This is a genomic window from Mesorhizobium sp. 131-3-5, assembly GCF_016756575.1.
GTDB lineage: Bacteria > Pseudomonadota > Alphaproteobacteria > Rhizobiales > Rhizobiaceae > Mesorhizobium > Mesorhizobium jarvisii.
This window is the reverse complement of the sequence record NZ_AP023254.1, coordinates 1,316,129-1,342,807: the sequence shown is the minus strand read 5'-3', so window position 1 is coordinate 1,342,807 and position 26,679 is coordinate 1,316,129. Positions and strand designations below refer to the sequence as shown.

Below are 26,679 nucleotides of genomic sequence, written 5' to 3'. Positions count from 1 at the left end.
TGAGTAAGCAGCCGGTAACGATTGCGCCCTTTTTGAGGATATGCGCAAAAGCCTCATAATTCCAAGCAGTTTGTGCAGTGCGGGATCATATAATGCTGCATAGCAGGCAAAATATGCTGCGCAGCAGCGGCCCGCCCGCCGGCATGGCGGCGCGCGACCTGCTTGGCGTGAATGGGCGCCATGCCGATTTCCGGTTTGACTTGGGTCATGGAAAGGGCAAGAAAAGTTGCCAATAATGCCTGAAAACACGACAGCTCGAAGTCTGGAGAAGAAAATGTCCTCTGCCAATTCCATCGTTGTCGCCAGTGCCGCGCGCACGGCCGTCGGCTCCTTCAACGGTGCTTTCGCGGCCACGCCGGCGCATGAACTCGGTGCTGTCGTCATCAAGGAGCTTTTGTCGCGAGCCGGTGTCGAGGCAGCCGAGGTCGACGAGGTCATTCTCGGCCAGGTGCTGACCGCGGCCCAGGGCCAGAACCCGGCCCGCCAGGCCTCGATCATTGCCGGCCTGCCCAAGGAGACCACTGCCTGGGGCCTCAACCAGGTTTGCGGCTCGGGCCTGCGCGCCATCGCGCTCGGCATGCAGCAGATCGCCACCGGCGACGCCAAGGTGATCGTTGCCGGCGGACAGGAATCGATGTCGCTGTCGCCGCACGCCGAGCACCTGCGCGCCGGCGTCAAGATGGGCGACTACAAGATGATCGACACCATGATCAAGGACGGCCTGTGGGACGCCTTCAACGGCTACCACATGGGCAACACCGCCGAAAACGTCGCACGCCAGTTCCAGATCACCCGTGACGATCAGGATCAGTTCGCGCTGGCCTCGCAGAACAAGGCCGAGGCCGCGCAGAAGGCCGGCAAATTCAAGGACGAAATCGTCGCCTTCACCATCAAGGGTAGGAAGGGCGACACCATTGTCGACCAGGACGAATACATCCGCCACGGCGCCACGCTCGACGCCATGACCAAGCTGAAGCCGGCCTTCGACAAGGACGGCTCGGTGACCGCCGCCAACGCCTCCGGCATCAATGACGGAGCCGCCGGCGCGCTGCTGATGAGCGAAGCGGAGGCCGCAAGGCGCGGCATCACCCCGCTGGTGCGCATTGCATCCTGGGCAACCGCCGGTGTCGATCCGGCGATCATGGGAACCGGCCCGATCCCCGCCTCGCGCAAGGCTTTGGAGAAGGCCGGCTGGTCGGTCGGCGATCTCGACTTGGTCGAGGCCAACGAGGCCTTTGCCGCGCAGGCCTGCGCCGTCAACAAGGGCATGGGCTGGGATCCCTCGATCGTCAACGTCAATGGCGGCGCCATCGCCATCGGCCATCCGATCGGCGCCTCGGGCGCCCGCGTCTTCAACACGCTGGTCTACGAGATGCGCCGCCGCGGCGCCAAGAAGGGCCTCGCCACGCTGTGCATCGGCGGCGGCATGGGCGTCGCCATGTGCGTTGAAGCGCTGTGAGAAAACGATGAGCGGGCGGCGCGAGCCGCCCGTTCAGAATCCAGTGCCTGCCAAGCCCGAAAACAGGGCGATATCAAAAAGGGGAAATGCATGACCAAGGTAGCAATCGTCACGGGCGGATCGCGCGGCATCGGCGCGGCGATCTCGATCGCCTTGAAGACCGCCGGCTATTCGGTTGCCGCGAACTACGCCGGCAACGACGAAGCGGCGGCGAAGTTCAAGGCCGAGACCGGCATCCCGGTCTACAAATGGTCGGTCGCCGACTATGACGCTTGCGCCGCCGGCATCAAACAGGTCGAGGCCGACCTCGGCCCGGTCTCGGTGCTGGTCAACAATGCCGGCATCACCCGCGATGCCATGTTCCACAAGATCACCCGCGACCAGTGGAAAGAAGTCATCGACACCAATCTGTCCGGTGTCTTCAACATGACGCATCCGCTGTGGAACGGCATGCGCGATCGCAAGTTCGGCCGCGTCATCACCATCTCCTCGATCAACGGCCAGAAGGGCCAGGCCGGCCAGGTCAATTATTCCGCCGCCAAGGCCGGCGACATCGGTTTCTCGAAGGCGCTCGCCCAGGAGGGCGCCCGCGCGGGCATCACCGTCAACGTCATCTGCCCCGGCTACATCGCCACCGAAATGGTCAAGGCCATCGACGAGAAGGTGCTCAACGAGCGCATCCTGCCGCAGATCCCGGTCGGCCGCCTCGGCGAGCCGGAAGAGATCGCGCGCTGCGTCGTCTTCCTCGCTTCGCAGGATGCCGGCTTCATCACCGGCTCGACCATCACTGCCAATGGCGGCCAGTACTTCGTCTGAGACGTCCAACGGCTTCGGATTGTGACGAACGGACCGGGGAACCGGTCCGTTTCCCTGACGCCTTGGAGGCCGGAAAAATACCCCGCCACGGCGCGATGCCCCAATCCGGCACGCAAAGGTTAATGGCGACAGCGCCGTCTGTGCGAACCCTGTGGACAAGCCTGTGAATCCTCGGTGGATAAACTGTTCGCAACACAAGATATTGAGGGAACAAAACGGGAAAATCCCGTTGGCGCTGATTTGTCGCCGATTCGTTCCGGCTTTGAGCGGAAGTTAACGTTAATGCCCCGGAATCAGCTGTTTTTCCTTAACGGCAAATTCAGAAAGATTAACAATTTCATAATCTTGAGCGATAGCCCCTGACCTGCTTCGGTCATTTGCCGGCAAAGGTTAAGGACAAGGCTCACCCAGCATAAAACGGGCCAGTTCGACGATTCAGCATGTGGTGAGACTCACCATCACAAAATCCATATGTAGCCGTGAACAAAAGCTGAATCTGAGCGAGTCGCCGATTCGTAGCTGATTCGTTCCAGACTCGTTCCATCAGTTAAGCAGCAGCCAATTTAGCGCCAGACAGAGTTGCTTTCGAAGCTGCCGGTGGAACATTCCGCTTTCGCTTCGCGCCCGAAATCCCTATGTGTCGCCTGTCATACGCGCCAGTTGAGGCACGCTCCCGACAACCAGAGGCCAGAAAGCCTTATTTCCAGGTCGATGAACATCCAGCCGAAACACACTGAGCCGCTGATCTTGTCGGGCCGCGACGTGACCGCCGTGCTTGGCCCAACCAACACCGGCAAGACCCATCTCGCCATCGAGCGGATGGTGGCGCACGAAACCGGCGTCATCGGCCTGCCGCTCAGGCTGCTGGCCCGGGAAGTCTATGCGCGCGTCTGCGAAAAGGTCGGCGCCCACAAGGTCGCGCTGATCACCGGCGAGGAGAAGATCCAGCCGCCAGGCGCCAAATATTCGGTCTGCACCGTCGAGGCCATGCCGCGCGAGACCGACGCCGCCTTCGTCGCCATCGACGAGGTGCAGCTCGCCGGCGACCTCGAGCGCGGCCACATCTTCACCGACCGTATCCTGCATCTGCGCGGCCGCCAGGAAACGCTGCTGCTTGGTGCCGCCACCATGCATGGCATCCTGCAGCGCCTGCTGAAGGGCGTCTCGGTGGTGACGCGGCCAAGGCTGTCGCACCTGGCCTATGCCGGTTCGAAGAAACTGACCCGCCTGCCGCGCCGCACCGCGATCGTCGCCTTTTCCGCCGACGAGGTCTATGCCATCGCCGAGCTGATCCGCCGCCAGCAGGGCGGTGCCGCCGTCGTGCTCGGCGCGCTTTCGCCGCGCACCCGCAACGCCCAGGTGGCGCTGTTCCAGTCGGGTGATGTCGACTATCTCGTCGCCACCGACGCCATCGGCATGGGTCTCAACCTCGATCTCGACCATGTCGCCTTCGCCCAGAACCGCAAATTCGACGGCTACCAGTACCGTAATCTGACGGCGGCCGAACTCGGCCAGATCGCCGGCCGCGCCGGCCGGCATCTGCGCGACGGCACGTTCGGCGTCACCGGTCAGGTCGACCCGCTCGACGAAGACCTCGTCAAGAAGATCGAGGGCCACGACTTCGATCCGGTGAAGGTGCTGCAGTGGCGCACCGCGCATTTCGACTTCGCCAGTCTCGATGCGCTGAAGCGCTCGATCGAGACCAACGCGCCGGTCGAGGGCCTGACGCGCGCCCTGCCGGCGGTCGACGCACAGGCGCTCGAATATCTCTCCCGCGACGAGGACATCCGCGCGCTCGCCACCGATGCCAAGCGCGTGGCGCTGCTGTGGGAAGCCTGCGCGCTGCCCGACTACAGGAAGATCGCGCCTGCCCAGCATGCCGACCTCATCGCCTCCATCTACATGGACCTCGCCCGTCATGGCCATGTCGACGAGAACTACATGGCCGAGCAGGTGCGCCGCGCCGACACCACCGAGGGCGACATCGACACGCTGTCGCACCGTATTGCCCAAATCCGCACCTGGACATTCGTGTCGAACCGGCCCGGCTGGCTGGCCGATCAGGCACACTGGCAGGAAAAGACGCGCGAAATCGAAGACAGATTGTCGGATGCGCTGCATGAGCGGTTGACGAAACGCTTCGTAGACCGCAGGACTTCCGTCCTCATGCGGCGCCTTAGAGAAAATACCATGCCTGAAGCCGAAATCAGTCCTACCGGAACCGTCCTTGTCGAAGGCCACCATGTCGGCGAGTTGCAAGGGTTCCGCTTCACCGCCGACCAGACCGCCGGCGGCGAAGACGCCAAGGCCGTGCGCACGGCCGCGCAAAAGGCGCTTGCCGCCGAGTTCGAGGCGCGCGCCGAACGCTTCGGCGCCTGCGCCAATGGCGACCTGGCGCTAGGCTCGGACGGCACGCTACGCTGGATCGGCGCGCCGATCGGCACGCTGGTTTCGGGCGAAGACGCGCTGAAGCCGCGCCTTGTGCTTTTGGCCGACGAACAGCTGACAGGCCCGGCGCGCGACAAGGTCGCCGCGCGCGCCGAACGCTTCGTCAATTTCCAGATCGAAACGCTGCTGAAGCCGCTCGTCGACCTGAAGAACGCCGACCAGATTTCCGGCATCGGCCGCGGCATTGCCTTCCAGCTGGTCGAGAATTTCGGCCTCATCAACCGCCGCGATATCGCCGAGGAGATGAAGTCGCTCGACCAGGAGGGTCGCGCGGCCCTGCGCCGCCTTGGTGTGCGCTTCGGCGCCTACCACGTCTTCGTGCCCGCTTTGATCAAGCCGGCCCCCGCCGGGCTGGTGACCTTGCTGTGGGCGCTGCAGAACGACGGCAAGGACAAGCCTGGTTTCGGCGACGTCGTCCACGCGCTGGCGTCCGGCCGTACCTCCGTGGTCATCGATCCTGCCTTCGACAAGGCTTTCTACAAGCTTGCCGGCTATCGCAATCTCGGCCGCCGCGCCGTGCGCATAGACATATTGGAGCGGCTGGCGGACCTCATCCGTCCGGCGACCAACTGGAAGCCCGGCCTCGGCCAGCGTCCGGACGGCGCCTATGACGGCCATTCCTTCATGGTGACGCCGCCGATGATGTCGATCCTTGGTGCCACCGCCGACGACATGGAAGAGATTCTCAAGGGCCTCGGCTACCGCGCCGAGCCGAAGCCGGCGGCGGAGGTGAAGGCGCGGCTGGAGGCGCAGGACACCGCCGCGCGTGAAGCCGCTGCCGCGAAACTCGCGGCGGAAGAAGCCGCGCGCGCCGAGCAGGCCAAGGCAGCCGAAGCTGCCGCTACAGACGCGGCCGCGGAGGCGGCGGTCGAGGGTTCGGAACCGGCTGTTGCCGAGACCGCGCTCGAAACTCCCGCCGAAGTCATCGCGGAAACGACAGCGGAGCCGATCGCGGAAGCGCAACCGGAAGCTCCAGCCGAAGCCGTGGAAGAACCCGCTACAGAGATTGCTGTCGCCGAAGCGGTTGCTGAACCTGTTGCCGCGCCGGAAGCGGAAGCCGAGTCGATCGAGGCGGCGCCGGCGGAGCCAGTTTCCGAAGCTGCACCGGCGACGGAAGCGGTTTCGGACGAGCCTGCCGTGGTGGCCGAAGCGGCCACCGGCGAGCCCATCGCCGAAGCCGAAGCGCCCAAGCCGATCCTGCTGTGGCGCCAGGGCCGTTTCGAACAGCGCCCCCGCCATCACGAAGGTCGCAACAACCGCCAGCGCAATGGACAAGCGCGCGGCCGAAACAATGCACCCGCCGATGCCGCCGGCGCACCGGCCACGGCCGCGCCCGGAGAACGTCCCGCCCATGAGGGTCGGCGCGACGGCGCCGGCAAGCCGCGCTTCGACCGTTCGAAGTTCAAGCCCAAGCCGCAGGGTGAAGGCGAACAGCGCCGTGACGGCCGCCCGCAGGGCGAGCGTCCCGAGCGCCGCGAAGGCCGACCCGACTGGAAGGGTGGCCGGCCCGAGGGAAAGGGCGGTCCCGATCGCGGCAAGGGAGGCGCAAAGCCCGCTTTCCAGCCGAAGCCGCGCGAGGAACGTCCGGTGCGCTTCGATCCGGATTCGCCCTTCGCCAAGCTCGCCGCCTTGCGCGACCAGCTGAAGAAGTAGGCTCGGAAGGGTTCGATGGTTGCCGAAGGCCGTCAGCGCATCGACAAATGGCTGTTCTTCTCGCGCGCGGTGAAATCGCGCTCACTGGCGGCGAAGCTCGTCGTCGCCGGGCGCGTGCGCATCAATCGCGACAAAGCAGCGCAGGCCTCCGATCTGGTCAAGCCGGGTGACGTGCTGACCATCACGCTCGACCGGCGCATTTTCGTCTGGAAGGTGCTTGGCGCGGGTGTCCGGCGCGGCCCGGCGGAGGAAGCCCGCACCCTCTACGAGGACATGTCGCCGCCGCCCACACCGAAGGGCGAGGCGATTCCCGACGCCATACCGGCGCTGCGCGAGGCCGGCAGCGGCCGCCCGACCAAAAGAGAGCGCCGCCAGACCGACCGCTTGCTTGGTGACGATTGAGGCTTGCCGGCCAGACCGCGGGCCGAAATCCCCGGGCAACGGCGGGCGCAGGACGGAACCGAACCCGGCAAACAAGATGCTCCACAAGACATCAGCCGCCCTCGCCGCGCCTGCCGCCTGGAATTCCATTCCGCCAACGCCGAAGCGGTCGGGCATGGCAACCCTTGCAAGCGAGAGACAAAGGCGTTACCTCACGGAAAAAGCCCAAGAAAACTGGCCCATTAAGCTGGGACGTCCCGGAGCCGACCGATGACCTATGTCGTGACCGACAATTGCATCAAATGCAAATATATGGACTGCATCGAGGTCTGTCCGGTCGACTGTTTCTACGAAGGCGAGAACATGCTCGTCATCCATCCCGACGAGTGCATCGACTGCGGCGTCTGCGAGCCTGAATGCCCGGCCGACGCGATCAAGCCCGACACCGAGCCAGGCCTCGACAAATGGCTGCAGATCAACACCGAATATGCCGAGAAATGGCCCAACATCACCGCCAAGAAGGAGCCGCCGGCAGACGCCAAGACCTTCGATGGCGAGGCCGGCAAGTTCGAGAAATACTTCTCCGCCGAGCCTGGCGAAGGCGATTGACAATACAGCCGTAAAGGCTTGTATGACGCAGCGTAACAGGCACATCGGATTAACCGCCTTGACAGGCGGCGATTGGTTGTGGCCTTCGCTTACGCAGCAAAACCTTGATTCTTCCGACTTTTTGTGCTACATCAGCGAAACATGCCGGTGACACAACGTCGATTTATGGCGCAGACGCCCCAAATCACTGAAAGGTGAAAATCCCATTCCGGACCAGAGCGATCTGGGTCAGGCGGTCGCAGTTCGTGCGGTTTGCCGGTCCCGACCTTTCCGGTGGGTTCATCTGTTGTGCGGCTAACGATCGGTTTCCCCGGTCGCACGAGTTCAGCCGGCACCGCCGCCGGCCCATAACAAGGAGTTCAGGGCGTAATGGCAACGATCACCCCGCAGAAGAAGTCCACTGGTGCGCGTCACGGTTTCAAGACCGGCGAGTATATCGTCTACCCGGCGCATGGCGTTGGCCAGATCGTGTCGATCGACGAGCAGGAAGTGGCCGGCCATAAGCTGGAACTGTTCGTCATCGACTTCCAGAAGGACAAGATGCGCCTGAAGGTGCCGGTCGCCAAGGCGACCTCCATTGGCATGCGCAAGCTGTCGGAAGAGGATTATGTCGAGCGCGCGTTGAAGGTCGTGCAGGGCCGCGCCCGCGTCAAGCGCACCATGTGGTCGCGCCGCGCCCAGGAATATGATGCCAAGATCAATTCCGGCGACCTGATCTCGATCTCGGAAGTCGTGCGCGACCTCTACCGCGCCGACAACCAGCCGGAGCAGTCCTATTCCGAGCGCCAGCTCTATGAAGCGGCACTCGACCGCATGGCCCGCGAGATCGCGGCCGTCAACCGCATGTCGGAAACCGAAGCCGTGCGCCTGATCGAGGTCAACCTCAACAAGGGCCCTAAGCGCGGCGCCAAGGCCGACAATGAGGAAGCCGAGCAGGAAGAAGCTGCCTGAGCTCTTGAGCCTTTAAGTTCACGAAAAACCCGGCCTCGCGCCGGGTTTTTTGGTTCTCGGACAAGGCAATGGCTGGGCCTATGCTTGACCTCCGCCTTCCTTCTCCGCCTCCTGCTTCAGCGTCGCGATGAAGCGCTTGGTCCGTTCGCGCTCCGGATTGCCGAACAAGGTCGCCGACGGACCCTGCTCGACGATGACGCCGGCATCAAGGAACACCGCCTCCTGGGCGATCTTGGAGGCAAGCCGCAAATCATGCGTCGCCATCACCATGGTCGTGCCTTCGCTGGCGAGCTTGCCGAGCACGTCGACCACTTCTTGCGCCAGTTCCGGATCGAGCGCCGAAGTCGGTTCGTCGCATAGCAGCACCTTCGGCGACGGCGCCAAGGCGCGGGCGATCGCCACGCGCTGCTGCTGGCCGCCTGACAGCGTCGCCGGCCAGGCATCCGCCTTGTGCGCCATCCCGACCTTTTCCAGCAAGGCTAGCGCCCGCTCGCGCGCCTTCTCAGGCGACCATTTCAGCACCGTCACCAGTCCTTCCATGACGTTCTCGATGGCGGTGCGGTGCGGGAACAGCTGGAAATTCTGGAACACCATGCCGGTCTGCAGGCGCAGCCGCCTGATATCGGCGGCCGGCACCTTGATGCCCGGGCGAAACTCGAGCGTCTCGTCGCCGATGCGCACCGTGCCCGAAGTCGGGATTTCCAGGAGGTTGATGCAGCGCAACAGCGTGCTTTTCCCCCCGCCCGAGGGGCCGACAAGTGCCGTGACGCTGCCTTCGGCGATCGCGACCGTCACGCCCTTGAGCACAAGATTGTCGCCGAAGCGCTTTTCGATGTTGGTGAGGCCGATCATGAGCGTGCCTCCAGGAAGCCGCCATAGCGGTTGAGCCGCTCCTCCAGCCGCGTCTGAAGGGCCGACAGCACCGAACTCATCGCCAGATAGAGGATCGCTGCCTCGACATAGAGGATCAGCGGCTCATAGGTGGTGGCGACGATGCGCTGCGCCGCCTGGAACATCTCGGGCACGGTGATGGCGGCGGCCAGCGAGGTGTCCTTGACCAGCGAGATGAAGGTGTTGGAGAGCGGCGGCACCGCGACCCGGCCGGCCTGCGGCAGGATGGTGCGCCGCATCGCCTGACTCCAGGTCATGCCGATCGAATAGGCGGCTTCCCACTGGCCCTTCGGCACCGAGCCGATGGCCGCGCGGATGATCTCCGACGTGTAGGCGCCGATGTTGAGCGTGAAGCCGATCAGCGCTGCGGTAAAAGCATCGAGCAGGATGCCGACCGACGGCAGGCCGTAGAAGATCAGGAACAGCTGCACCAGCAGCGGCGTGCCGCGGAAGATCCAGACATAGAAGCGCACGAGCATGACCAGCGGCTTCGGCCCGAACAGCCGGCCGAGTGCTACCCCGAGGCCAACCGTCAGGCCCAGCACGAAGGACAACAGCGTCAGCGGTACAGTGAAGATCAAGGCGGCCCAGAGCAGCGAAGGCAGCGACTCCAGCATCAGTTGCAGCCAGTGCGGCACGAAAGACCCTCCAGAATGGTCGAGATGGCTTCATCGAGGCGCGAATGCGCCGGCCATATCACGACAAAAGCGGCGAGCCGTCAAAGACGGCCCGCCGCTGGATGCGTTGCAGGGGCGACGAACGGCCCCACTCAAAGTTACTTCGAAACGTCCTGGCCGAAATAGGTGTCGGCGATCTTCTTGTAGGTGCCGTCGGCCTTGATATCGGCCAGCGCCTTGTTGATGGCGGCAACCAGTTCCGGATCGCCCTTGCGCACGATGACGCCGGAATAGTCGGCGTTTTCCTCTTGCGCGGCGATCTTCACATTGGCGTCGGGCTTGTGCTTCTTGAAGTCGAGGAACGACAGGCTGTCATTGATGGTGGCGTCGGCGCGGCCGGTCAAAAGCAGCTGGATCGACTGGTCGAAGCCGTCGGTGCCGACCAGTTCGGCGCCGTTCGCCTCGGCCAGCTTGCCGAAGTTCGAGGTCAGCGACTGCGCCGACTTCTTGCCCTTGAGATCGGCGAAGGTCTTGATGTCGTTGTTGTCGCCGCGAACGATCAGCACCGCCTTGGAGGCGATGTAGGGATCGGAGAAATCATACTTGGCCTTGCGCGCATCGGTGATGCCGACCTCGTTGATGACGGCGTCGTAGCGCTTGACGTCGAGGCCGGCGATCAGCCCGTCCCACTTCCCTTCCAGGAACTCGACCTTGACACCGAGCTTGTCGGCGATCGCCTTGGCGATCTCGACGTCGAAGCCGACCAGCGCGCCGGACGCGTCATGATAGGTGAAGGGCGCGTAAGTGCCTTCCGTGCCGACCTTGATGATGCCGGCCTGTTTGATCTGATCGAGATTGGCGCCGGCATGGCCTGATGTGACCGCCAGGGCCTGCAGCGTTCCGGCGACGATAAGCGACTTGAGCCATTTCATATTTTTGTGATCCCGTCCTTGGCCTGATGTCTGGCCTGCTGTGAGGGCTGGAAAATGACAGATGCCAGCCGAAAGAATAAGGAACCAGATTTCAAAAACAAAGAATTCCTGAAACCAAATTCTCTAAATATGATCTCTTGCAGCGTCTGACCGCCCCCGGCAACCGCGTCGAAATCGCCCGGACAGCAACTCTCACCCGCCCGCGCCAGCGGAACCTTTCTCGCGCATGGCAGTTTTGGCTGTTCTAGGGCGCGACGCCGCGATTTCAACCGGTGCCCTGCCAAGTTCGTAACGTCGGTTAGATCGCCGGAGCCAGGGAGCGCCTCATGATGGAAGACACGGCAGGACGGACCATGGTCCGCGCGGCAATGAAGGCTCCCTACCTCGAACGCGACGAAGAACATCGGCTGGCCTTGCTCTGGAAGCAAGACAACGACCAGAACGCATTGCACAGCATCACTGTTGCCCATATGCGGCTGGTCATTTCCATGGCCTCGAAATTCCGCCATTACGGCCTGCCGCTCGGCGACCTGATCCAGGAAGGTCATGTCGGCCTGCTCGAGGCCGCCGCCCGCTTCGAGCCCGAACGCGAAGTGCGGTTTTCGACCTATGCGACGTGGTGGATCCGCGCCTCGATGCAGGATTACATCCTGCGCAACTGGTCGATCGTGCGCGGCGGAACCAGTTCCGCGCAGAAAGCCCTGTTCTTCAACCTGCGCCGCCTGCGCGCCCGGCTGGCGAACGGCGCCGAGCCGCTTTCCAACACAACCCTCTACCGCGAAGTGTCGGTGGCGCTTGGCGTCTCCGAGGCTGACGTGGCGATGATGGATTCACGGCTTTCGGCGCCCGACTCCTCGCTCAACATGCCGCTTGCCGACGATGCGGGCGCGACCGAGCGGATGGACTTCCTGGTTTCCGACGATCCCCTGCCCGACGAGATCGTCGGCGACAAGATCGATATCGCGCGCCGTTCGCTTTGGCTGCGGGAGGCGCTTCATGCGCTGAACGCGCGTGAACTCAGGATCATCGAGGAACGCCGGCTGAACGACGAGGGCGCCACGCTCGAGGCTCTCGGCGAGACGCTCGGTATATCCAAGGAACGCGTCCGCCAGATCGAGGCCCGCGCCATGGAAAAGCTCAAAGTGGCGCTGGTGAAGCAGAACCCGGAATTTCTGGCGACGGCCGCCTGACTTTCAACGGCACGGCACAAGAGTGCGGTCAAAACTCGCTCCGCTGAGTCGAATGGCTTGGTTTTCGAGAACCGGAGCGGAGTGGTCTCTAAGTCCATGAGAACCGGAAGCACAGAAAGCCGCGGCAAGCGTCCAGCGAAGTGAGTTTGCTGCGTACTCTTATTTGTCGGTGACGATCTTGACCTTGTCGCCGGACGAAACCGCGGCGCCCGGCGACAGCGCGTTGAGCACCCGGAACAGATCGAGCTTGCGGTCGACGCCGACCATCTGCGCGGCGAGCGAGCCCATGGTCTGGCCCGGCTGCACGGTAAGCACGCGGATATGCAGCGGCTTCAAGGCCGCCTTTTCAGCGGCACTCAGGATACGGAACGACCCGCTGACAGAGCGTGCCACCGTCTCCAGCGAGGTGCTGGCCGAGGGTGCCGCGGTGAGCAGCCGGTAGACCTGGCCGCCGGCACGGATCACCGCGATGTCGAACTGCCAGCCTTCGGCACTGGCATGCGCCGTCGCGGCCTCGTTGCCGTTGATGGTTTCCTGCTTGACGCTGCTGTCGTCCAGACCGGCCACCCAGCCGCTTCTGATGTAGTCGGTCAAGGCGCGGTTCTTGTCGATCGAAACGCCGTCGAAGCGGATCGCTATGTCGCCAGGCCCGGTCGCCGTCACCGCCGCCGCCGAATTGTCGATGATGAAACCGTCCGGCACCGTGAAGGACACGCCGAGGCCCGGATGAAGGAAGGTCTCGCCACGCACATAGCCTTCCTCCGGCGTATCGCCATAGAGCAGGCCGTCTATGCCGGCGAGGAAGGAATCGCGGTCGCGCGTGCCGACACCGGGCGCGCCGAACTGGCGGGCATGGCGCTGCGCCAGGTCGATGCGCTGCGGCGTGTTGGGGTGCGTCGCCAGAAAGTCGAGGCTGGCGTCGGTGGCGCCGCTGATCGAGCGGAAATCGGTATAGGCCGACATCGACTGCAGGAAGCGGCCGGCGGCATAAGGGTCGTAGCCGGCTTCGCCGATCGACTTGATGCCGATGGCGTCGGCCTCCAGCTCCTGGTTGCGCGAGAACTGCGCCAGCCGGAGCTTGCCGCGGATCAAAGCCGCCTTGGCGGTCGGGCTGTCGCCGAGCACGTCGGAAACCACTTTGGTCGCCAGGCCTTCCTCGGCCTCCAGCTGCTGGCGCTGCAGGCCGTGATTGGCGGTGACGTGGCCCATCTCATGCGCGATGACGGCGGCGAGCTCGGACGAATCATTCGCCAGCGCCAGCAGACCGCGCGTGATGTAGAGATAGCCGCCCGGCAGTGCGAAGGCGTTGACGTTGGGCGAATTGAGGATGGTGATGCGGTAAGTCTGGGTCGGGTTCGCCGACACAACGGTCAGATTGCCGACGACCTTGGCGACCATGCGCTCAAGCTTGGGATCGGAATATTCGCCGCCATAGGTCGCCAGGATGCGCGGATGCTGCGCCTTGGCCAGTTCGGCGAGCTTGTTGTTGGCACTGACATTGTCGACCGTGATCGGCTTGTCGGACGGTTGGAAGCCGGATTCCTGGACTTCCGGAGGCGTGAACATCTGGCAGCTTGCGAGCGCCACGGCAAAGCCGGCCAGCGCCAGAAAGCGCGCTAGCGGGTTCATTCGTAGCTTGTCGACGCCGATCGCCAGAGCGGCTTCCTTTCAGGTCCCGGCGCATGACCACGAAAATCGGGGGCGATCTCCGGAACCTGTCATGCGCAAAAACAAATTTCTACGGTACTCGTCACACGTCCCTAGGGGCGTGTGACGAGTACCGTAGGCAAATCACGGCTTGTGCCAAACCAATAGGGCGGACCTAGCCACACTACTTCTGCCATGGCAAGCAAGCGCCCCGTTGCCTGATGCCGGTTTGACCGTAAATTATGTCCGCTTCCGGGCAATATCTCGTGATACGGCATTGCCGGGACCTGCACCGACATAGCGCCGGAACGCCTCCGGACCAGCCCCAACAAAGAAATCGTCCGCACTGCCGGTGGCCGCGACGGCGCCATTGTCCAGAAACACCACATTGCGGCCAATGCGGCGGGCGTCCTGTGGCTGGTGCGTGACGAACAGCACCGTCATGCCGCGCTCCGCATGCACGCCGGCAACCAGGTCGAGCATATCGTCGCGTAAGGCAGGCCCGAGCGAAGCGAAGGGTTCGTCGAGCAGAAGCACCGGGCGATCGCGCACCAGCACGCGCGCCAGGGCGACACGCTGGCGCTCGCCGCCGGAGAGTTCGCGCGGCAGCCGCTTGTCCTTGCCGCCAAGGCCTGTGCGTTCCAACGCTTCGGCAATGGCGGTTCGATCGGCTTCGGTCAGCCGCAGCGATGGCGAGCGGCCGAGCCCGACATTCTGCTCGACGGAGAGATGCGCAAAAAGGTTGTTTTCCTGAAACACCATCGACACCGGCCGTGCGGCTGGCGGCGCTGCGCCGACATCGGCCCCGCCGATCAGCACGCGGCCCGACTGCGGCGTCTCGAAGCCGGCGACCAGATTGAGCAGCGTCGACTTGCCCGAACCGCTCGGCCCCATGATGGCGGTGATTTCCGCCGCCGCGAACGCGACATCGAAGGTGAGCGGCGCCTCGCCATAGCTGAACGAGACCTTGTCCAGCCGCACCGGAACACCCTTCCCTCTCATCGCTCCGTCAGACATTGCGGACCTTGTCTCTTCCCAGCCAGTCCGCCGCCAGCACCAAGGCGAGGCAGACGAGGCCAAGCAACAGTGCCAGGCCGGCGGCGTCCTGCGTGCGGTAGCTGCCCATGCGCGCCAGGAGAAGGTAAGGCAAGGTCTGCACGGAATCACTGCCGAACAGCGCGATAACGCCGAGATCGCCGAGCGACAGCGCCATGGCGAAGGCGAAGGCGGTGGCGAGCGGCCGCCGCAATGACGGCCAGTCGACCAGCCGCAGCCTGGCCCAGCCGGAAATGCCGAGCTGCGCGCAGAGCCGTTCGTGGCGCTCGCTCGCCGCGTCATAGGCGGGACGGACGGCGCGCAGCGCGAAAGGCATCGCCATGACAGAATTGACGGTGACGACCATGACCGGGGCGATGGCAAAGACATCGCCGGCATGGCGCAGCAGGAGGAACCAGCCGGCTCCGATGACGATCGGCGGCACGACCAGCACAAAACCGGCGCCGGTATCCGTGGCGTGTTCGAGCAGTGTCCTTCGACCGGCGCGGCGCCTCAACGCGAGTGCCCGTCGCGCCATGGTCAGCGCCAACGACAGCATCACTGAAAGCAGCGCCGACAGGAAAGCGAGCACCGCACTGGTCAGCGTCGCCTGCCGGACAGCGGCCTCGCCGGCGAGCCGGCCGAGATCGGCGCCCAAGCCTGCCGAGACGGTCGCGGCCATCGGTCCGATAACGAACAGCAGCGCCAGCACGATGAGCACGGCGTTGAGTGACGCCTCGGTCGTGTCGACGGAGAGATAACGGCGCGGCGCCACCGGCAGGTTGGTGTCGCCGACGACATTGGCGCCAAGCCGCGTCAGCGCCAGCACCACGATGAAGGTCAAGGCAATCTGCAGCAATGTCAGGGCGACCGCCCGCGCCGGATCGAAATCGAAGCGCAGCGCCTGGTAGATGCCGACCTCCAGCGTCGTTGCCGCCGGTCCGCCGCCAAGCGTCAAAACGATGGTGAAGGAGGTGATGCAGAGCATGAAGACCAGCCCGGCGACACCCGGCAGAGCGGCGCGCAGCGTCGGCCATTCGATCAGCCGGAAGGCCGGCCCCGCCGCCATGCCGAGCTGGCTTGCCAGCCGCCACTGGTCGGCGGGAATCGTCTGCAGCGCCTCGAGGAACAGGCGGGTCGCCAACGGCAGGTTGAAGAAGACGTGGGCGACGAGAATGCCGGACAAGCCATAGATGCCTGGCCAACCCTGGCTGCCGGCGGCGCTGAACAGGCCGGCGAAATAGCCGGCACGGCCGTACAGCGCCAGTATGCCAAGCGCCGCGACGATCGCCGGCAGCGCCAACGGCACGGCGAAGAGTTGCAGGATGAAGGCGCGGCCGAAGAAACGCGGATGCCGCGACAGGGCGCGCGCCACGAACAGCGCCGGGATCACCGAAAGCAGGGTCGAGAGGACTGCCTGCCAAAGCGTGAAGCGCACGACGCGCAGCAGGTAGGGATCGAAGGCCGCCCAGGCTCCCGAGAAATCATGGGCGCCTTCGACAAGCAGACCCGCGAATGCGCCGCCGATCAGCAGCGTGATCGCGGCGAGCGCGATGATGCCGGCGCTGACGCGTGAATCCGTGGTTTGCGCCGGCGTCACCACTCTGCCTATTTGCTCATCACCGCCAGCCATTCATCCACCCAGGCCTTGCGGTTGGCGGCAACCTCTTCGGGGCTGAACAGCAGGGTCTTGGTCGGCTTGACCATCTTGTCGAAGGCCGGGTTGAGCGGCTTGTCGGTCTTTCCGGCCGGGAACATCCAGTTGGTCTCCGGGATCGCGTCCTGGAATTTCGGCCCGGTCATGAAGGCCATGAATTTTGCCGCCAGCGGGTTCTTGGCTCCGTTCGTGGTGATTCCCGCGACCTCGATCTGCAGATATTCGCCCTCCTCGAAAGAAGCGGCCTGGTAGCGCTGCGTGTTCTCGGCGACCATGTGGTAGGCCGGCGAGGTCGTGTAGGACAGCACCATCGGCGCCTCGCCCTTGGTGAACAGGCCATAGGCCTCGCTCCAGCCCGGCGTCACGGTCAGCACCTTCGTCTTGAGCTTGGCCCAGGCTTCCGGCGCCTTGTCGCCATAGACCGACTTCACCCACAACAGCAGGCCGAGGCCCGGCGTCGAGGTGCGCGGATCCTGGATGACGATCTTGTCGTCGGCACTGCCTTCGACCAGTTCCTTCAGGCTCTTCGGCGGCGTCTTCAGTTTTTCGGTGTCGTAGACGACGGCGAAGTAGCCGTAGTCGAAGGGAACAAAAGTATCGTCGCTCCAGCCACCCGGCACGTTGACATCGGAGACCGCGCCATGCGGGGCAAACAACCCGCTGGCCTTGGCATCGGCGGTGAGATTGGTGTCGAGGCCAAGTACGATGTCGGCCTTGGTTGACGCGCCTTCTAGCTTGACGCGGTTGAGCAGGGCCACGCCATCGGCGACCGAGACGAACTCGACGTCGCAGCCGCATTCGGCCTCGAATTCCTTCTTCACCACCGGGCCTGGCCCCCAGTCGGCGGTGAAGCTTTCATAGGTGTAGACGGTGAGCTTGTCCTTGGCCAAGGCCGGCCCGGACAGCGCCACGACCATGGTCGAGACAAGAGCGTATAAAAGCGTGCGCATCGGCGCCTCCTTCGTTCGAATTGCAAGGAATTGAGGCGCCGGACTGTCCGAAACGTCTAATCCCTCCGCCGGTACAAACCGGATCAGGTTCAGCGGGTTGGCGAGACTGCCTCTCAGCCGGTCCGCGAAGATCGCGTCCGGCACCCCGTTAGAGCGTTTCGACACATAGGCCGGGCCGGGGAACCGCGCAAGTGGCAGTTTGCCGGCCTTCCGTTTCCGCTGCCGGGCTGGTACAGGCCACCGGATATGAGCACATTCACCATCCTGCTTGGCGGCGATCTCATCCGCACGCCCCGGCTCGACCGCCAGGTCGACGGCTCGCGCATCATTGCCGCCGACGCCGGCATCGGCCATGCCCGGCTGCTCGGCCTTGTGCCGGAACTATGGGTGGGTGATTTCGATTCGGTGCCGGCCGATCTCCCCGCCGACCTCGCCGCAGTGCCCCGCCGAACCTTCCCGGCGGAGAAGGACAAGACCGACGGCGAATTGGCGATTGCCGCAGCCCTCGAGCGTGGCGCGACTAGCCTGGTGCTGGCGGGCGCGTTCGGCGGCAAGCGCGCCGACCACGCTTTCCTGCATCTGGCGCTCGCCCTGCGCCTGGCCGAAGCCGGAACCGAGGTGCTGTTGACCAGCGGCGCCCAGGAAGGTGTCCCGTTGCTGTCGGGAGCGGCCGGCTTCGACTATGCCGACGGCACGCTGTTTTCGATCCTCGGCTTTTCCGAACTTGCCGGCCTGACCGTCACCGGCGCCAAATGGCCGTTGAACCAGGTCGTAGTGGCGTTCGGCTCGTCGCTGACCATTTCCAACGAGGTCCGGGGCCGCCTCGACATCGCGCTCGGCCACGGCCGCGCGCTGCTGCTCGCGCATCCGTATCCACTACCTGAAAGCTGACATGGCCCCGCCCCTTCTCAATCTCGACGGGATAAGACTGACCTTCGGCGGCACACCGCTGCTCGACGGCGCCGCCTTGACGGCTTCGGACGGTGACAAGATCGCGCTGGTCGGCCGCAACGGGTCCGGCAAGTCGACGCTGCTCAAGATCGCCGCCGGCCTGATCGAGCCGCAGGATGGCGAGGTGTTCCGCCAGCCCTCGGCGACCGTCCGCTATCTGCCGCAGATGCCCGACATGGAAGGTTTCGCCACCGTGCGCGCCTATGTCGAGGCGGGTCTCGGGCCAGCCGACGATCCCTACCGCGCCTCCTACCTGATGGAGCATCTTGGCCTCACCGGCGAGGAACGGCCGGGTGATCTCTCAGGCGGCGAGGCCAGGCGCGCAGCCCTGGCCCGTGTCATGGCGCCGGAGCCTGACATTCTGCTGCTTGACGAGCCGACCAACCATCTTGACCTGTCGGTCATCGAATGGCTGGAAGAGGAACTCGTGCGCACCTCCTCGGCGCTCATCGTCATCTCGCACGACCGCCGCTTTCTGGAGCGCGTGTCGCGCGCCACCGTCTGGCTCGATCGTGGCCAGACCCGCAGGCTGGACAAGGGTTTTGGCCATTTCGAGGAATGGCGCGACCAGGTGTTGGAAGAGGAAGAGCGCGAGCAGCACAAGCTTGGCCGCCAGATCGTGCGTGAAGAACACTGGCTGCGTTATGGCGTGACGGCGCGGCGCAAGCGCAACATGCGCCGCCTCGGCGAGTTGCAGACCATGCGCCAGCGTTTCCGCGGCCATAGGGGCGCCGAGGGCAACGCGACCATGGTGGCGAGCGACGCCGCCGAATCCGGCAAGCTGGTGATCGAAGCGAAGAACATCGAGAAGAGCTTTGGCGACCTCACCGTGGTCAAGGGCTTCTCGACCCGCATCCAGCGCGGCGATCGCGTCGGCCTCGTCGGACCGAACGGCGCCGGCAAGACGACGCTTTTGAAGATGCTGACCGGCGAGTTGGCGCCGGATGCTGGCTCGGTGCGGCTCGGCACCAATCTGGAAATCGCCACGCTCGACCAGAAGCGCGAGGCAGTCGACCCGCAGGAGACGCTGGCGCAATACCTCACCGACGGGCGCGGCGAAAACCTCGTCATCAATGGCGAGCAGCGCCATGTCGTCTCCTACATGAAGGATTTCCTGTTCAAGCCGGAGCAGGCGCGCACGCCGGTGCGCGAACTGTCCGGCGGCGAGCGGGCGCGGCTGATCCTGGCGCGCGTGCTGGCACGACCGGCAAACCTGCTGGTGCTCGATGAGCCGACCAACGATCTCGACATGGAGACGCTGGAACTGCTGCAGGAACTGGTCGCCGGCTTTGCCGGCACCGTCATCCTGGTCAGCCACGACCGCGATTTCCTTGACCGCACCGTCACCAGCATCATCGCGCCGGATGGCGGCGGCCGTTGGGTCGAATATGCCGGCGGTTATTCCGACATGCTGGCGCAACGCGGCGGCACAAGGCTCGACGACCGCAAGGCGCGCGCCAGGGCCGAAGCCCCTGATGCACAGGCGCAAGGCAAGAGCGAGCCGGCGGCGCCAAAAGGGCCGGCGAAGAAACTGTCGTTCAAGCAGAAATTCGCCCTGGAATCGCTCCCCAAGAAGATCGAGGCGGTGACCGCGTCGATCTCGCGGCTGGAGAACAACATCGCCGACCCGGCCTATTACGAGCGCGATCCGGCCTCCTTCCAGAAAACCATCGCCGCCCTCGACAAGGAACGCGCGACGCTGGCCGCGCTCGAGGAAGAGTGGCTGGAGCTGGAGATGCTGCGCGAGGAGATGGAAGGGTGAGGAGCGTTCGGCCGTAGGCCAATCGATCGACAACGATTTGTCGATTGAAGCGACGAACGGTGAAAGCCCGGTTCGCCTTCAGGCGAATCGAAAGATCCAGTGGACCTTTGGAACGGATTGAACGCCCGAAGGGCTGGGAGCCATAGCGGAGGGCCAGGCCCTCTCACCCGCAGCCAGAGCCACTCCATTATTGCCCCCGCATGAAGATGCGCATACATTATGCGCATGTTGCGGAGGCTATTATGCGCAAGATTGCCTTGAATGCGATCCGTCAGCCAGCCAATCTGTCGATCGACTCGAACCTCATGAGGGAAGCCAAGGGGCTTGACGTGAATGTCTCACGCGCCGCGGAAGCCGGCATCGCGGAGGCGGTTGCGGCGGAAAAAGCGCGGCTGTGGAAACTTGAGAACCGCGCGACCATGGATGCCTGGAACGATTACTTCGAGAAACACGGCATTCCGCTGGAAGAGTTCCGGCAGTTCTGATGCCTCGCTATGACGTCTTCGCTGGCCGCATCGAAGGCAACTATCTGCTCGACGTTCAATCCGACCTGCTCGACAATTTCAAGACGCGGGTAGTCGTCCCGCTTCTGCCCGTTGCAACAGTGCCGCCGCCGATGCGAAAGCTTCATCCGACCTTCGAGATCAACGGCCGAAAGCTGGTAATGGCCACGCACCTTATTGCCACCGTTCCAGCGAGCGAATTGGGTGAAAGTCGGCTGAACCTGACGAAGCACCACGACGACATCGTCGCCGCGCTCGACATGCTGTTACAAGGCTTCTGAACGAAGGCGGCCGTTACGCCGCCTTCTCAGCCTGCCGTCTTCGCCTGCCAGGCCTTGATCGCCTCGTCGAACACCTTCTCGCCGGGAATGCCTTTTTCCATGGTTAGCAGGGCCCGGCGCCCGGTCTTGTAGACGACCGGAACGTCGATCCAGTCCTGGCCGCGCAGCAAGGTCATGTTGGCGTCCTCGTCGGCCTTGGTGTCGTTGAGCGCGACGAGGAAGAATCCGTCGGCGATCTTGGCCGGTATACCGATCAGCGGGCTGCCGGCATCCTGCTCGGAACTCTTCATCGCGACGCGCAATATGTTGTCGACGCCGCCGCCCTCGAAACCGTCGGGCGTCAGGAAGATCATCTCGATGATGTGGCTGGCTGGCAGCGTCTGGTCGGTGTTGCGGCGGATAGTCATGCGCAACTGGATGTCCTTGCCGGGTATGGTCGCCTCGGCGCGGATCGCCGGCTCGGGCGGCAGGTCGCCACCGGGCGATTCCTGCACCAGCGACCAGACGATGCTGCCAGGCTCGGCCGAGCCCTGCGCGGTGCTGGTGCGCTCCTCATAGAAGATCGCCTTCTGGCCGACCGGCACCGAGGCCGCCGCCGCCGGGGCAGCCGGTGCCGTGGGCGTGGCGCCCGCTGGGGCGGGCGGCGTAGCGGCAGCATTGGCCGGGGCGGCGGGTGTAGTTCCGTTGGCAGGCGGGGTTGCGGCGGGCGCGGCGCCCGCCGCGGGTGCGGTCGCGGCAGGTGCTGCCGCGGCGGGCGCTGCCGCGGGCGCGGCTGCAGCCGGGGGCGGATTGGCCGGCGCATTCGTCGCCGATGGCGGTGTCGTCAGCGCGGCGACGGATTCACCCTCGCCTATACCGGTTTGGCCACCAGCCGGGCCGGGGTCGGTTTCGCCACCTTCGGGCGTCAGCCGCTGCGTGAATTTCGTCGCCTCGGCACCTGCCGCGGGCGCTGGTGCCGCCGGGGCGTCGGTCGCCGGCTTGGCCGGCGCCGGTTTCACCGGTTCGGTCTTGGCGACGACCTTGCTGCCGTCCAGGCCCAGCATCTTGCTGAAGGCGTCCTTGTTGAGCCAGATGCCATAGCCACCGCCGGCAACGACCAGCAAGGCCACGACGGCGGCGATCAGCCCGCCATAGCTGCGTTTGCGCTCGGCCGGACGCAGGCGGAAAGTGTCGGCTGCCGCCGGCTCTTCATCGTTCGGGAAGACATCGGCGCGGTCATCGTCCTGGTCCGCATCCATGCCCGGCAAGGCAGGATCGGCGAGATCGGGGGCCACCGGTTGCACCGGCGTGGGTTTCTGCCAGCTTGGCTCGGCCTTGGCTACGGGCGAAGGCGCGGACTGGTAAGGTTCCGGGGTGGCGGCAGGCGGCGGCGCGGGACGGTAAGGCTCGGCCTTGGCGGCGGGCGGTGCCGGCCACGCCGGCTCCGCCTTCACCGGCTGGCGCGTGTGGCTCGGCTGGTTCTTGTTGCGGTCGATCGAGGAAAAGATGTGCTCCAGCTCCGCGAGCGGGTCCGTTTCCGGCACGCTCTTGGCATACTCGCGCTCGACGCTCGTAATGGCGTTTTCCAGTGAGCGCTTTTGCGCGCCTATGGCTTCGGTGGCCAGCGGCGGCGAATATTCCGCGAGCTTCTTGGCCAGCATGGAACGAACGCTGTCATAGATGCGCGTACGCTTTTCGGGCGTCTCGTCACCGTGCTTGTCGAGCGCCTTTTTCAGAACAGCAACAAAATCTGCCATGCTTCAGTCGACCTGTATTTTGCTTCCGCGCCGGCCCCCGCAAATCAGCCGTGATGCCCGGAAAGGCTTCAGAAACTAGTCTTGAAACGGATCGGTCACAAGTATCGTATCGTCCCGTTCCGGGCTGGTGGAGAGGAGTGCCACCGGCGCGCCGATCAACTCCTCTATGTATCGGACATATTTGACGGCCTGGGCCGGAAGGTCGTTCCAGCTGCGCGCGCCGGCAGTGGTGCCTTTCCATCCTTCCAGTGTCTCGTAGACCGGTTCGACACGGGCCTGCGCGCCCTGGCTCGCCGGCAGGTAATCGATCATCTCGCCGTCGAGGCGATAGCCGGTGCAGACCTTGATCTCGTCCAGCCCGTCGAGCACGTCGAGCTTGGTCAGCGCGATGCCCTTGATGCCGTTGACGGCGACGGCCTGGCGCACCAGCACCGCGTCGAACCAGCCGCAGCGGCGCTTGCGCCCGGTGACGACGCCGAATTCATGGCCGCGCGTGCCGAGGAATTCGCCGATCTCGTTCTTCTGTTCGGTCGGGAACGGACCTTCGCCGACGCGCGTCGTGTAGGCCTTGGTGATGCCGAGCACATAACCGATTGCACCCGGACCTACGCCCGAGCCGGCGGCGGCCTGGCCGGCCACCGTGTTGGACGAGGTGACGAACGGATAGGTGCCGTGGTCGATGTCGAGCAGCGTGCCTTGCGCGCCCTCGAACAGGATTCGCTCGCCGGCGCGGCGCTTGTCGTCGAGGATCTTCCAGACTCGGTCCATATAGGGCAGGATCTCGTCGGCGACCGACGTCAATTCGGCCATGATCGCGTCATGCGTGACTTCGCCATGGCCAAGCCCGCGGCGCAGCGCATTGTGATGCGTCAGCAGCCTGTCGACCTTCAGGGGCAGCGTTTCCAAATCCGCCAGATCCATCACCCGCACCGCTCGCCGACCCACCTTGTCCTCATAGGCCGGACCAATGCCCCGGCGGGTCGTGCCAATCTTCGTCCCGGAATTTGACGCGGCGTCCTCGCGGAATCCGTCCAGCTCCCGGTGCAGCGACAGGATAAGCGCTGTGTTTTCGGCTATTTTCAGGCGATCCGGCGTCACTTCGACGCCTTGCGCCTTGAGCTTCGCCACTTCGGCCACGAAAGCATGCGGGTCGAAGACCACGCCATTGCCAATGATGGACAGCTTGCCCTGCCGCACAACGCCGGACGGCAACAGCGACAGCTTGTAGACCTTGCCGTCGACGACCAGCGTGTGGCCGGCATTGTGGCCGCCCTGGAAACGCACCACGACATCGGCGCGCTCCGACAGCCAGTCGACGATCTTGCCCTTGCCTTCGTCGCCCCACTGCGAGCCGACGACCACCACATTGGCCATGTTTCTTTTCCCTTGAGACGCCGCCTAGCGGCTTGGATATGGTTCGAAACGACAGGCCTCTATAGCGTCAAGACCTCGCGAGCGCGACCTTTCTTTGCCGCCGAAAATGCCCTGAGGCACAACAATTTTCGGCTTTGACATCATTTACTTGGGCTGAGAGGGGCAATAGGCCGGCAAACACCGCGACGCATCCGTCGCGGCCGGAATCCCGCGATGCATCGAAGCGCCTACTTATTCCTGCTGCTCACCACCTTGCTGTGGGGTGGCAATTCGGTGGCCGGCAAGCTGGCGGTCGATCACGTCTCGCCGATGATGCTGGTCTTCCTGCGCTGGGTGCTGGCGGTGGCGATCCTGCTGCCGATCGGCTGGCGCACGATCCAGGAGGACTGGCCTGTGGTGCGCCGGCACTGGCTCGTTCTGGCGGCACTCGGCGCCAGCGGCTTCACATTGTTCAACGTGATCTTCTACACGGCACTCAACTACACGACGGCGATCAATGTCTCGATCGAACAGGCGGCGATGCCGATCCTGATCATGACGGCCAATTTCGTCTTCTTCCGGCTGCGCGTGAACTGGGCGCAGATCGCCGGCGTCGTGCTGACCATTGCCGGCGTCATCCTGACCGCTTCCCACGGCGATCCGCGCCGGCTGCTGACCCTGGAGCTCAATTTCGGCGACGCCATCATGCTGGTAGCGGTCGTCCTCTACAGCGGCTATTCGGTCGGCCTGCGGCTGAAGCCGGCGCTGCGCTGGCAAAGCCTGATGCTGGCCATGTCGATCGCCGCGCTCATCACCTCGCTGCCCTTCTTGCTGTGGGAGGTCGTCGCCGGCAAGGTCATCATGCCCGACGCACGCGGCTGGACGGTCATCGTCTACACCGCGATCGGCGCCTCGGTCGTCTCGCAGATAACCTACATCAGGGGCAACGAGCTGATCGGCGCCAACCGCGCCGGCCTGTTCATCAACCTGGTGCCGATCTTCGGCACGTTGCTTTCGGTGCTGATCGTCGGCGAGACGTTCCAGCTCTATCAGGCCTTGGCGCTTGTGCTCGTGCTGGGCGGCATCGGGCTTGCCGAACATAGCGGGCGCAACAGCGCTATGACCCGGTCGGCCAAAGTGCGCTGAGCAGCAAGAAGGCGCGACAAACGCCGCGCCTGCTAATCTTGGCGAAAAGCCTGGATCAGATGCCGCCGACGTCGAACTGCAGCCGCTTGGCCGAGTCGATCGACTTGTGCGCCCGCACCTGCTCCAGCACCTTTTCCGGGAACGGCGCGTCGAGATAGAGCAGCGCTATGGCGTCGCCGCCCGGCCGGTTGCGGCCAAGCTGGAAGTTGGCGATGTTGACGCCATTCTCGCCGCACACCGTGCCGAGCAGGCCGATGATGCCGGGGGCATCGGCATTGGTGGTGTAGAGCATGTGCTGGCCGACCTCGGCGTCGAGGTTGATGCCCTTGATCTGGATGAAGCGCGGCTTGCCGTCCGAGAAGCAGGTGCCGGCGATCGAGCGCGTCCTGTGCTCGGTCTTGACCGTCAGCTTGATGTAGCCGTCGAACACGCCTGACTTGTCGCGCTTGACCTCGGCGACGATGATGCCGCGCTCCTTCACCATGATCGGCGCCGAAACCATGTTGACGTCGGAGACCTGCGGCCGGATCAGCCCGGCCAGCGTCGCGCTGATCAGCGCGCGCGTGTTCATCGTCGCGGTTGAGCCGTCGAACAGGATCTCAACCTCCGTGATCGGATCCTCGGTGACCTGGCCGACAAAGGCGCCGAGCACTTCGGCGAGCTTGACGAAGGGCTTCAGCCGCGGCGCTTCTTCCGCCGTGATCGACGGCATGTTGATGGCGTTGGAGACCGCGCCCTTGATCAGATAGTCGGCCATCTGCTCGGCGACCTGCAGCGCGACATTCTCCTGCGCTTCCGCCGTCGAGGCGCCGAGATGCGGTGTCGCCACCACGTTTTCCATGCCGAACAGGGCGTTCTGCTCGGCCGGCTCGACCTCGAACACGTCGATGCCGGCGCCCGCCACCTTGCCGCTCTTCAACGCCGCGATCAGATCGGCCTCGACGATCAGCCCGCCGCGCGCGCAATTGATGATGCGCACGCCGTTCTTCATCTTGGCGATTGCCCCGGCGTCGATGATGTTGCGCGTCTTGTCGGTCAGTGGCGTGTGCAGTGTGATGAAGTCCGCGCGCGCGAACAGCTCATCGAGCTCGACCTTGTCGACGCCGAGCTCCTCGGCACGCTTGTCCGACAGGAACGGGTCGAAGGCGATGACATGCATCTTCAGGCCGACGCCGCGTGTGGCGACGATCGAGCCAATATTGCCGCAGCCGATGACACCCAGCGTCTTGCCGGTGATCTCGACACCCATGAAACGGTTCTTCTCCCACTTGCCGGCATGGGTCGAGGCGTTGGCTTCCGGGATCTGGCGCGCCAGCGCGAAGATCATCGCCACGGCGTGCTCGGCTGTCGTGATCGAATTGCCGAAGGGCGTGTTCATCACGATGATACCCTTGCGGCTCGCCGCCGGGATATCGACATTGTCGACGCCGATGCCGGCGCGGCCGATGACCTTGAGCCTGGTGGCGGCGTTGATCAGCTTTTCGGTGACCTTGGTCGCCGAGCGGATGGCAAGGCCGTCATACTGGCCGATCACCTCGAGCAGCTTTTCCTTGTCCTTGCCGAGGTCGGGCAGATAGTCGACCTCGACGCCGCGATCCTTGAAGATCTGCACGGCGGTGGGAGAGAGTTTGTCAGAGACGAGAACGCGGGGCGCCATGGCGGCCTCCTTGAAATGGGATTGATCCGGGAATGGGCGGCCCGCGGGCCGCCA

Annotated in this window: 23 protein-coding genes and 1 riboswitch; of the genes, 13 read left to right on the top strand and 10 right to left on the bottom strand. The window is 64.4% G+C overall.

Features of this window, described 5'->3' with window-relative positions; all coding sequences use genetic code 11:
- Nucleotides 1-92 precede the first annotated feature (92 nt).
- From JG747_RS06520 to JG747_RS06490, 7 genes are all read left to right on the top strand, one after another.
- Nucleotides 93-236 carry a hypothetical protein gene (locus JG747_RS06520; RefSeq protein WP_202361405.1) on the top strand — a complete coding sequence of 48 codons (144 nt, stop codon included), beginning with the start codon at nucleotides 93-95 and terminating at the stop codon, nucleotides 234-236.
- A gap of 38 nt (nucleotides 237-274) precedes the next feature.
- Nucleotides 275-1,459: an acetyl-CoA C-acetyltransferase gene (locus JG747_RS06515; RefSeq protein WP_020629066.1), complete on the top strand. Its 1,185-nt coding sequence runs from the start codon at nucleotides 275-277 to the stop codon at nucleotides 1,457-1,459.
- A gap of 90 nt (nucleotides 1,460-1,549) precedes the next feature.
- Nucleotides 1,550-2,275, top strand: coding sequence for an acetoacetyl-CoA reductase (gene phbB, locus JG747_RS06510; protein WP_019861703.1), 726 nt, complete (start codon nucleotides 1,550-1,552; stop codon nucleotides 2,273-2,275).
- A 711-nt stretch (nucleotides 2,276-2,986) separates the two neighbouring features.
- The gene (locus tag JG747_RS06505; protein WP_202361404.1) at nucleotides 2,987-6,376 is read left to right on the top strand and encodes a helicase-related protein; all 3,390 of its coding nucleotides are present in this window, start codon (nucleotides 2,987-2,989) and stop codon (nucleotides 6,374-6,376) included.
- 15 nt (nucleotides 6,377-6,391) lie between these two features.
- A complete protein-coding gene (locus JG747_RS06500; protein WP_202361403.1) occupies nucleotides 6,392-6,778 on the top strand; it encodes an RNA-binding S4 domain-containing protein in 387 nt (128 codons plus the stop codon).
- Between the two features lie 249 nt (nucleotides 6,779-7,027).
- Entirely contained in the window at nucleotides 7,028-7,366 is a 339-nt protein-coding gene (fdxA, locus tag JG747_RS06495; RefSeq protein WP_008873823.1) for a ferredoxin FdxA, read from the top strand.
- 369 nt (nucleotides 7,367-7,735) lie between these two features.
- A complete protein-coding gene (locus tag JG747_RS06490) occupies nucleotides 7,736-8,317 on the top strand; it encodes a CarD family transcriptional regulator (RefSeq protein WP_010911999.1) in 582 nt (193 codons plus the stop codon).
- A gap of 78 nt (nucleotides 8,318-8,395) precedes the next feature.
- On the opposite strand, the gene JG747_RS06485 is transcribed toward JG747_RS06490, so the two are convergent.
- From JG747_RS06485 to JG747_RS06475, 3 genes are all read right to left on the bottom strand, one after another.
- Nucleotides 8,396-9,169 (bottom strand): amino acid ABC transporter ATP-binding protein, encoded by a 774-nt coding sequence (locus tag JG747_RS06485; RefSeq protein ID WP_019861706.1) that lies wholly within the window; start codon nucleotides 9,167-9,169, stop codon nucleotides 8,396-8,398.
- Nucleotides 9,166-9,846, bottom strand: a complete 681-nt coding sequence (locus JG747_RS06480; RefSeq protein ID WP_038650219.1) for an amino acid ABC transporter permease — start codon at nucleotides 9,844-9,846, stop codon at nucleotides 9,166-9,168. Before JG747_RS06480 ends, JG747_RS06485 begins: the two co-directional genes overlap by 4 nt.
- A 137-nt stretch (nucleotides 9,847-9,983) precedes the next feature.
- Nucleotides 9,984-10,757 (bottom strand): amino acid ABC transporter substrate-binding protein, encoded by a 774-nt coding sequence (locus JG747_RS06475; protein ID WP_202361402.1) that lies wholly within the window; start codon nucleotides 10,755-10,757, stop codon nucleotides 9,984-9,986.
- Nucleotides 10,758-11,083: 326 nt separating this feature from the next.
- On the opposite strand from JG747_RS06475, the gene JG747_RS06470 reads away from it, so the two are divergent.
- On the top strand, nucleotides 11,084-11,947 hold the full coding sequence (locus tag JG747_RS06470; RefSeq protein WP_038650224.1) for an RNA polymerase factor sigma-32: 864 nt from the start codon (nucleotides 11,084-11,086) through the stop codon (nucleotides 11,945-11,947).
- Nucleotides 11,948-12,106: 159 nt separating this feature from the next.
- Here the strand turns inward: JG747_RS06470 and JG747_RS06465 are convergent, their stop codons facing one another.
- The 4 genes from JG747_RS06465 to thiB all read right to left on the bottom strand — a co-directional run bounded on the left by JG747_RS06465 (nucleotide 12,107) and on the right by thiB (nucleotide 17,236).
- Nucleotides 12,107-13,576, bottom strand: a complete 1,470-nt coding sequence (locus JG747_RS06465) for a M48 family metalloprotease (RefSeq protein ID WP_038650226.1) — start codon at nucleotides 13,574-13,576, stop codon at nucleotides 12,107-12,109.
- Nucleotides 13,577-13,834: 258 nt separating this feature from the next.
- Nucleotides 13,835-14,611, bottom strand: coding sequence for a thiamine ABC transporter ATP-binding protein (gene thiQ / locus JG747_RS06460; protein WP_202361401.1), 777 nt, complete (start codon nucleotides 14,609-14,611; stop codon nucleotides 13,835-13,837).
- Nucleotides 14,604-16,262: a thiamine/thiamine pyrophosphate ABC transporter permease gene (thiP, locus tag JG747_RS06455; protein WP_051112848.1), complete on the bottom strand. Its 1,659-nt coding sequence runs from the start codon at nucleotides 16,260-16,262 to the stop codon at nucleotides 14,604-14,606. Before thiP ends, thiQ begins: the two co-directional genes overlap by 8 nt.
- Nucleotides 16,238-17,236 carry a thiamine ABC transporter substrate binding subunit gene (gene thiB, locus JG747_RS06450; protein ID WP_202361400.1) on the bottom strand — a complete coding sequence of 333 codons (999 nt, stop codon included), beginning with the start codon at nucleotides 17,234-17,236 and terminating at the stop codon, nucleotides 16,238-16,240. Before thiB ends, thiP begins: the two co-directional genes overlap by 25 nt.
- A 43-nt stretch (nucleotides 17,237-17,279) precedes the next feature.
- Nucleotides 17,280-17,394, bottom strand: a riboswitch (TPP riboswitch).
- 88 nt (nucleotides 17,395-17,482) lie between these two features.
- Between thiB and JG747_RS06445 the strand changes: the two genes are divergently transcribed.
- The 4 genes from JG747_RS06445 (at nucleotide 17,483) to JG747_RS06430 (ending at nucleotide 20,733) form a co-directional block, all read left to right on the top strand.
- Nucleotides 17,483-18,127, top strand: coding sequence for a thiamine diphosphokinase (locus JG747_RS06445; protein WP_202361399.1), 645 nt, complete (start codon nucleotides 17,483-17,485; stop codon nucleotides 18,125-18,127).
- A 1-nt stretch (nucleotide 18,128) separates the two neighbouring features.
- Complete coding sequence (locus JG747_RS06440) at nucleotides 18,129-19,949, top strand: ABC-F family ATP-binding cassette domain-containing protein (protein ID WP_202361398.1); 1,821 nt, start codon at nucleotides 18,129-18,131, stop codon at nucleotides 19,947-19,949.
- A 242-nt stretch (nucleotides 19,950-20,191) separates the two neighbouring features.
- Nucleotides 20,192-20,434 (top strand): type II toxin-antitoxin system CcdA family antitoxin, encoded by a 243-nt coding sequence (locus JG747_RS06435; protein WP_064981208.1) that lies wholly within the window; start codon nucleotides 20,192-20,194, stop codon nucleotides 20,432-20,434.
- Entirely contained in the window at nucleotides 20,434-20,733 is a 300-nt protein-coding gene (locus JG747_RS06430; RefSeq protein ID WP_038650237.1) for a CcdB family protein, read from the top strand. The genes JG747_RS06435 and JG747_RS06430 overlap by 1 nt, the downstream gene beginning before the upstream one ends.
- Nucleotides 20,734-20,759: 26 nt before the next feature.
- Here the strand turns inward: JG747_RS06430 and JG747_RS06425 are convergent, their stop codons facing one another.
- Together JG747_RS06425 and JG747_RS06420 are read right to left on the bottom strand one after the other, a co-directional pair.
- Nucleotides 20,760-22,469, bottom strand: coding sequence for a hypothetical protein (locus tag JG747_RS06425; RefSeq protein WP_202361397.1), 1,710 nt, complete (start codon nucleotides 22,467-22,469; stop codon nucleotides 20,760-20,762).
- A gap of 75 nt (nucleotides 22,470-22,544) precedes the next feature.
- Nucleotides 22,545-23,843: an adenylosuccinate synthase gene (locus JG747_RS06420; protein ID WP_010912013.1), complete on the bottom strand. Its 1,299-nt coding sequence runs from the start codon at nucleotides 23,841-23,843 to the stop codon at nucleotides 22,545-22,547.
- 213 nt (nucleotides 23,844-24,056) lie between these two features.
- On the opposite strand from JG747_RS06420, the gene JG747_RS06415 reads away from it, so the two are divergent.
- Nucleotides 24,057-24,968 (top strand): DMT family transporter, encoded by a 912-nt coding sequence (locus JG747_RS06415; RefSeq protein WP_202361396.1) that lies wholly within the window; start codon nucleotides 24,057-24,059, stop codon nucleotides 24,966-24,968.
- A gap of 55 nt (nucleotides 24,969-25,023) precedes the next feature.
- Here JG747_RS06415 and serA read toward each other — a convergent pair whose 3' ends face one another.
- Complete coding sequence (serA, locus tag JG747_RS06410) at nucleotides 25,024-26,625, bottom strand: phosphoglycerate dehydrogenase (protein ID WP_019861724.1); 1,602 nt, start codon at nucleotides 26,623-26,625, stop codon at nucleotides 25,024-25,026.
- Nucleotides 26,626-26,679: the final 54 nt, after the last annotated feature.

Coding starts and splice junctions, on each gene's coding strand:
- JG747_RS06465 (WP_038650226.1), bottom strand. CDS start 13,576: ATGAACCCGCTAGCGCGCTTTCTGGCGCTGGCCGGCTTTGCCGTGGCG.
- JG747_RS06430 (WP_038650237.1), top strand. CDS start 20,434: ATGCCTCGCTATGACGTCTTCGCTGGCCGCATCGAAGGCAACTATCTG.
- phbB (WP_019861703.1), top strand. CDS start 1,550: ATGACCAAGGTAGCAATCGTCACGGGCGGATCGCGCGGCATCGGCGCG.
- serA (WP_019861724.1), bottom strand. CDS start 26,625: ATGGCGCCCCGCGTTCTCGTCTCTGACAAACTCTCTCCCACCGCCGTG.
- thiQ (WP_202361401.1), bottom strand. CDS start 14,611: ATGTCTGACGGAGCGATGAGAGGGAAGGGTGTTCCGGTGCGGCTGGAC.
- JG747_RS06505 (WP_202361404.1), top strand. CDS start 2,987: ATGAACATCCAGCCGAAACACACTGAGCCGCTGATCTTGTCGGGCCGC.
- JG747_RS06490 (WP_010911999.1), top strand. CDS start 7,736: ATGGCAACGATCACCCCGCAGAAGAAGTCCACTGGTGCGCGTCACGGT.
- JG747_RS06475 (WP_202361402.1), bottom strand. CDS start 10,757: ATGAAATGGCTCAAGTCGCTTATCGTCGCCGGAACGCTGCAGGCCCTG.
- JG747_RS06435 (WP_064981208.1), top strand. CDS start 20,192: ATGCGCAAGATTGCCTTGAATGCGATCCGTCAGCCAGCCAATCTGTCG.
- JG747_RS06485 (WP_019861706.1), bottom strand. CDS start 9,169: ATGATCGGCCTCACCAACATCGAAAAGCGCTTCGGCGACAATCTTGTG.
- JG747_RS06425 (WP_202361397.1), bottom strand. CDS start 22,469: ATGGCAGATTTTGTTGCTGTTCTGAAAAAGGCGCTCGACAAGCACGGT.
- JG747_RS06415 (WP_202361396.1), top strand. CDS start 24,057: ATGCATCGAAGCGCCTACTTATTCCTGCTGCTCACCACCTTGCTGTGG.
- JG747_RS06470 (WP_038650224.1), top strand. CDS start 11,084: ATGATGGAAGACACGGCAGGACGGACCATGGTCCGCGCGGCAATGAAG.
- JG747_RS06440 (WP_202361398.1), top strand. CDS start 18,129: ATGGCCCCGCCCCTTCTCAATCTCGACGGGATAAGACTGACCTTCGGC.
- JG747_RS06445 (WP_202361399.1), top strand. CDS start 17,483: ATGAGCACATTCACCATCCTGCTTGGCGGCGATCTCATCCGCACGCCC.
- fdxA (WP_008873823.1), top strand. CDS start 7,028: ATGACCTATGTCGTGACCGACAATTGCATCAAATGCAAATATATGGAC.
- thiB (WP_202361400.1), bottom strand. CDS start 17,236: ATGCGCACGCTTTTATACGCTCTTGTCTCGACCATGGTCGTGGCGCTG.
- JG747_RS06520 (WP_202361405.1), top strand. CDS start 93: ATGCTGCATAGCAGGCAAAATATGCTGCGCAGCAGCGGCCCGCCCGCC.
- JG747_RS06515 (WP_020629066.1), top strand. CDS start 275: ATGTCCTCTGCCAATTCCATCGTTGTCGCCAGTGCCGCGCGCACGGCC.
- thiP (WP_051112848.1), bottom strand. CDS start 16,262: ATGGCTGGCGGTGATGAGCAAATAGGCAGAGTGGTGACGCCGGCGCAA.
- JG747_RS06420 (WP_010912013.1), bottom strand. CDS start 23,843: ATGGCCAATGTGGTGGTCGTCGGCTCGCAGTGGGGCGACGAAGGCAAG.
- JG747_RS06500 (WP_202361403.1), top strand. CDS start 6,392: ATGGTTGCCGAAGGCCGTCAGCGCATCGACAAATGGCTGTTCTTCTCG.